This window comes from Nostoc cf. edaphicum LEGE 07299 (assembly GCF_015207245.1).
Classification (GTDB): Bacteria; Cyanobacteriota; Cyanobacteriia; order Cyanobacteriales; family Nostocaceae; genus Nostoc; species Nostoc edaphicum_B.
On record NZ_JADEXF010000497.1, the window covers coordinates 1 to 4221 of the forward strand.

Here is a 4221-nt window from a genome sequence, read left to right on the forward strand (position 1 = left end):
AGTTTGCTTTCTTTTTTCGGTGTTTTACGTAAAATAACAAAGACGCGATAAATCGCCGTCTCTACAAAGGGTTAATTATTGTAGAGACGGCGATTCATCGCGTCTCTTGCCATTGGGTGTAAGTGTAGGTTGAGATGTAAAAGTAATTCGCAGCTACAAAGGTAAAGTCTACAGAGGCTGACTTTGGAGTATCTTATTGTTCACAAATGAATTAGGATTTTTAAATGGTATAGCAACAAACTGATGACAGAGGAACTGGAAAGAGCAGATAATGATAGCCCGTGGAAAGAAATTTTAGAAGCTTACTTTCCCCAAGCAATGCAATTTTTCTTTCCCGAAACAGCAGAACTAATTAATTGGGAACGTCCTCACGAGTTTCTCGATAAGGAATTTCAACAAATAGCCCGCGAAGCCGAACTTGGTAGAAGATATGCAGATAAATTAGTTAAAGTCTGGCAAATTCAAGGACAAGAAATTTGGCTATTAATCCATATAGAAATCCAGGCAAAATCAGAAGACACCTTTGCAGAAAGAATGTTCTCCTACAACCTGCGAATTTTTGACAGATTTGCGAAACCTGCCATAAGTTTGGCTATTTTGTGCGATACAGACCCGAAATGGCGACCCAATCAATATAGTTATAATTATCCTAATACCAGGCTGAACTTTGAATTTGGAATTGTCAAGCTGCTAGATTATCAAAATCGTTGGACAGAATTAGAAGCCAGCGACAACCCATTTGCAACTGTAGTAATGGCGCATTTGAAGACGCAGCAAACAAGTAAAAAGCTAGGAGAACGTAAAGCTTGGAAATTTAGTCTGATTCGGCGATTGTATGAATTAGGATTGCAAGAAAAAGATATTCGTAACCTTTATCGATTTATTGATTGGGTTATGATTTTACCAAAAGCTTTGGAAGCAGAATTTTGGCAAGAGTTTAAGCAATTTGAGCAGGAGCGAACTATGAGATATGTAACTACAGGTGAGCGCATCGGCTACGAGCGCGGAAAACAATAAGGTAAAAAGTAACAAAAAGGGCAGGTATAAAACCCGCCCTCAAAGTAATCAATATTTAAACTAAACTAGCGATCGCAACTTAATTACTAATTTGAGGCGCACTCAAAGAAACCTTGAGCGTTTCTTCTTGTTTCTGTGCTAATGTCGGCACGGAATCACGCAATCTTGCCGTCAATTGTACAGTTGTAGCGTCGTACATCTGAGTCAGCAATTTTGGATAGAAACCAATACCAATAATTGGAATTAACAAGCAGGCAATGATAAATACTTCACGGGGTTCGGCATCTATCAAAGCTTGATGAGAAACTAATTCCTCGTTCTCTTTACCGTAGAAAATTTCTCGCAACATCGATAGCAGATAAATCGGAGTTAAAATCACTCCCACTGCCATCAAGAACACCACGATAACTTTGAAGGTAGAGCTATAAGCATCGCTAGTAGCAAAGCCCACAAATACCATCAATTCTGCCACGAAACCGCTCATCCCTGGCAGTGCCAAAGAAGCCATTGAACAGGTGGTGAACATGGCGAAAATTTTGGGCATTCTCTTCGCAACACCGCCCATTTCATCCAACATCAGGGTGTGCGTGCGATCGTAAGTTGCGCCAACCAGGAAGAACAAACTCGCCCCAATCAACCCGTGAGAAACCATTTGCAACACTGCCCCACTCAATCCCAAATCGGTGAAGGAGGCAATACCAATCATCACAAAGCCCATGTGAGATATTGAGGAGTAGGCAATTTTTCGCTTTAGGTTGCGCTGGGCAAAGGATGTCAAGGCAGCGTAGATGATATTAACTACCCCCAAAACTACCAACACTGGTGCGAAAAGGGCGTGGGCATCGGGGAGCATTTGGGCATTCATCCGAATTAAGGCGTAACCGCCCATTTTCAAAAGAATACCTGCCAATAACATGTGTACGGGCGCTGTAGCTTCACCGTGGGCATCAGGTAGCCAGGTGTGCAAGGGAATAATCGGCAACTTGACGGCGTAGGCAATCAGGAAGCCAGCATAGGCGGCAAGTTGGAAATTGAGGGCGAAGTCTTTTAGGGCGAGCGATCGCATATCAAACGTCACCGTATCGCCGTAAAATCCCATTGTCAGGGCAGACAGCAAAATAAACAGCGAACCGCCGGCGGTGTATAAAATAAATTTAGTCGCTGCATACTGCCGTCTTTTGCCTCCCCAAATCGACAGCAGAAAGTATATCGGTACTAGTTCCAGTTCCCACACCAGGAAAAATAACAGCATATCCTGGACGGCGAACACGGCAATCTGACCGCCATACATCGCCAAAATCAAGAAGTAAAATAGCTTCGGCTTGAAGGTGACAGGCCAAGCTGCTAAAATCGCCAGCGTGGTAATGAATCCAGTCAAAATAATTAGGGGCATAGATAAGCCATCTGCCCCTACTGACCAATTCAAATCTAGTTGGGGTACCCAGGGGTAACTCTCCACCAACTGCAAATCTGGATTGGAGAAATCATACCCAGTATAAAAAGCATAAACAATTAGTGCAAAATCTATCAGCCCTACGATGAGGGAGTACCAGCGCACTGTTTTGCCTTCTTTATCCGGGATGATGGGAATCAGTAGTGAAGCGGCTATCGGCAACAGAATAATCGTCGTCAGCCACGGAAAATTAGCTGTATTCATCACAATTCGTCTGCTATCAAAATCATGTTTGGCAAAAAGTCACTAGTTATTAAGTAACAGCTTTTTGAGGATTTCGTCTTCCTCGTTAGGTTGATTTAATTAAATTGGTAATCCCCTATTTTTCCTCTTGGGAGTCTTTTTTGACAGTTGCGGGTGCAGAATGTGCGTTGTGATACTCCCAATCTAGTCAAAAATTTACCTAAAAAAGCCGCTAAAATTATAGTTTAGGGGTGCGATGTCTACGACAAGCCGCTTTGCGTCTACACGTAAAATACAAAATGCTGTTTGATGGTTGTTGAAAAAAGCGATTTGGTAGAAGAAATCATCACAGGAGAACTAAACATAATGATAATCGCACAAATTGAAAGTCAGATTCGTTATGTGACCAACATAAATGGAGAAACAACAGATGTACTCGTCCCTGTAGAACTTTGGCAACAGCTTATAAGTTGCATAAATTCTGATAACGTCAGTGGTTTAGCTTGGATTGATGAACAAGAGCCAAAAGCACAAATATTAGCCGATTTGCAAGAGTCTGTGCGACAAGCAGCAGTAGGACAAACTTTCGCAGTTTCAGAGCTTTGGGACTACAGTAAGCAATTTGATTGAGTTTTTTTAGTAAAATAGACAGGGAAAGTTGATAAAGAAAATTCGATTATGTCATCTCCAGCGATCGCTACTGTAATTAAGATGATGGAATCTTTATCTGAAGATGTACAAGAAAGAGTTGCAGAACATCTTCGAGAGTACCTAGAAGATTTACAAGATGAATTGAAATGGAATAAATCATTTAATAAAACTCAACAACAACTGATTGCATCTGCCCAATCTGCTAAAAGAGAGATTGCAGAAGGACTTGCAAAACCAATGAACTATGAAAAGTTATGAAGTCTGCAACTCTTTCTTTTTTTTGAGATTAAGATTATGTTATTATTTTTTTGCTAATTAACTGAATAAAAATGGATTTTACTTTATCAAATGCGCCTAAATATGTGATTACAAATATTGAGATTTTACAACAAATATGGTTGGAAAGATGCGATGTTATTGAAAATAATCAAAAAGGATCTTATAGTCGCCATTTATTACTAATTCTACACGATTTGCGTGAAGAGATACAGAATAATAAAAATCGGTTTTCTCAAAATGCTTACGGAAAAAAGTTCTTTAAAATTCAATTTTGTACTTACTGTAGTTTTAAAAAAGAACAACTTGATGATCTAGACAGAATTAGACAAACCTGGACAAGAGAAGCAGATCGAGAACTATATTTCATTACTGAAGCTTTATCCGACAATAAAAGTAAATTTGAGTTAGAGGATATTTTAATATTAATTCAACGTATAGAAGATTCTTAAAGAAAATATAGATTTATGGCTTGATGGTGAAAGTATTAGAACAGTACAGTTACTTCTTACTTTGAGTGAATTAAAATTTAATTTCTATCATAAAGTAAGACAAGTTGGACGTGTTTTTACTACACCTCTAACATTTCCTGAAATGGATATATCTAAGTCTATAGACCAGGATTTACAAGACTATTTATC

4 protein-coding genes and 1 pseudogene are annotated in these 4221 nt (G+C 39.3%); 4 read left to right on the top strand and 1 reads right to left on the bottom strand.

Annotation, left to right across the window (positions count from 1 at the left end; translation table 11 throughout):
• Positions 1-243 precede the first annotated feature (243 nt).
• Positions 244-1014 (top strand): annotated as a pseudogene (locus tag IQ229_RS15530) (hypothetical protein); the annotation flags it as partial.
• A gap of 82 nt (positions 1015-1096) precedes the next feature.
• On the opposite strand, the gene IQ229_RS15535 reads toward IQ229_RS15530, so the two are convergent.
• Complete coding sequence (locus IQ229_RS15535) at positions 1097-2674, bottom strand: NAD(P)H-quinone oxidoreductase subunit 4 (RefSeq protein ID WP_194045105.1); 1578 nt, start codon at positions 2672-2674, stop codon at positions 1097-1099.
• 288 nt (positions 2675-2962) lie between these two features.
• Here IQ229_RS15535 and IQ229_RS15540 point away from each other — a divergent pair, with 288 nt between their 5' ends.
• From IQ229_RS15540 to IQ229_RS15550, 3 genes are all read left to right on the top strand, one after another.
• Positions 2963-3283, top strand: coding sequence for a hypothetical protein (locus IQ229_RS15540; RefSeq protein ID WP_228013496.1), 321 nt, complete (start codon positions 2963-2965; stop codon positions 3281-3283).
• Positions 3284-3331: 48 nt separating this feature from the next.
• Positions 3332-3562 carry a hypothetical protein gene (locus tag IQ229_RS15545; protein ID WP_100901821.1) on the top strand — a complete coding sequence of 77 codons (231 nt, stop codon included), beginning with the start codon at positions 3332-3334 and terminating at the stop codon, positions 3560-3562.
• Positions 3563-3633: 71 nt separating this feature from the next.
• Complete coding sequence (locus IQ229_RS15550; protein ID WP_194045107.1) at positions 3634-4032, top strand: hypothetical protein; 399 nt, start codon at positions 3634-3636, stop codon at positions 4030-4032.
• Positions 4033-4221: the final 189 nt, after the last annotated feature.

What these genes read in the sequence shown, in the direction of transcription:
- IQ229_RS15535 (WP_194045105.1), bottom strand. Translation starts at nt 2,674, where the DNA reads ATGAATACAGCTAATTTTCCGTGGCTGACGACGATTATTCTGTTGCCG.
- IQ229_RS15550 (WP_194045107.1), top strand. Translation starts at nt 3,634, where the DNA reads ATGGATTTTACTTTATCAAATGCGCCTAAATATGTGATTACAAATATT.
- IQ229_RS15545 (WP_100901821.1), top strand. Translation starts at nt 3,332, where the DNA reads ATGTCATCTCCAGCGATCGCTACTGTAATTAAGATGATGGAATCTTTA.
- IQ229_RS15540 (WP_228013496.1), top strand. Translation starts at nt 2,963, where the DNA reads ATGGTTGTTGAAAAAAGCGATTTGGTAGAAGAAATCATCACAGGAGAA.